The following is an 829-nucleotide window of genomic DNA, read 5'->3' as shown; positions in this document are numbered from 1 at the left end:
CCACCGCCAGCCAGAAGTGGCTGGAACGCCAGCTGAACGACCCATACGTCCGCGCCGCCAAGGCCGCCGGCTGGCGGTCGCGCGCCGCCTTCAAGATCATCGAGCTGGACGAGAAGTACAAGCTGTTCCGCCCCGGCCAGCGCGTGGTCGACCTGGGCGCCGCCCCCGGCGGCTGGACCCAGGTGGCGGTGCAGCGCGTGGGCGACCGCGGCAAGGTCGTCGGCCTGGACCTGCTGCCGATGGACGTGATCCCCGGCGCCAGCCTGCTGCAGGGCGATTTCGAGGACCCGGCGGTGGAGCAGGCGGTGCTCGCCACCCTGGACGGCCCGGCCGACCTGGTGATGTCCGACATGGCGCCCAACACCACCGGCCACAACGCGACCGACCACCTGCGCATCCTGAACCTGATCGAGCTGGCGCTGCACTTCGCCTCCAAGGTCCTGGTCCCCGGCGGCGGCTTCGTGGCCAAGGTGTTCCAGGGCGGCACCGAGCGCGACCTGCTGAACTGGCTGAAACGCGACTTCGCTTCGGTGAAGCACGCCAAGCCGCCGGCCAGCCGCAAGGACAGCGCGGAGATGTATGTCGTGGCGCAGGGGTTCCGTGGAGAGAAGCCAGAGTAAAGGCCAGGGGAATGAATTCCCCTTTTCTTTCGGACTGCCGTGTCCAGGTGGTGACGGGACGTGAAACGGCCCCGCCAAAGCGCAACCCTTCACCGTGCGCTGATGATATAAATCTGAGACCCGCCGCACGGCCCTGGTGCCGCCTGTGGCGAGGCGCTGGTCGCTGAACGGCCGGTGAACAGAAAGAAGAAGGGGGTTCGGGGGAATTC

At 67.9% G+C, this 829-nt stretch carries 1 protein-coding gene; it reads left to right on the top strand.

The genetic code is table 11. The annotated features are described in order from the left end of the window. Positions 1–620, top strand: a 620-nt coding sequence (locus BKE38_RS23365; RefSeq protein WP_076959630.1) for an RlmE family RNA methyltransferase, incomplete at its 5' end; no start/stop codon positions are given. Positions 621–829: the final 209 nt, after the last annotated feature.

Origin of the sequence: Teichococcus deserti (assembly GCF_001982615.1) — a bacterium.
Classification (GTDB): Bacteria; Pseudomonadota; Alphaproteobacteria; order Acetobacterales; family Acetobacteraceae; genus Pseudoroseomonas; species Pseudoroseomonas deserti.
The sequence above is the reverse complement of the archived record's forward strand: the minus strand, read 5'-3'. Positions and strand labels throughout refer to the sequence as shown.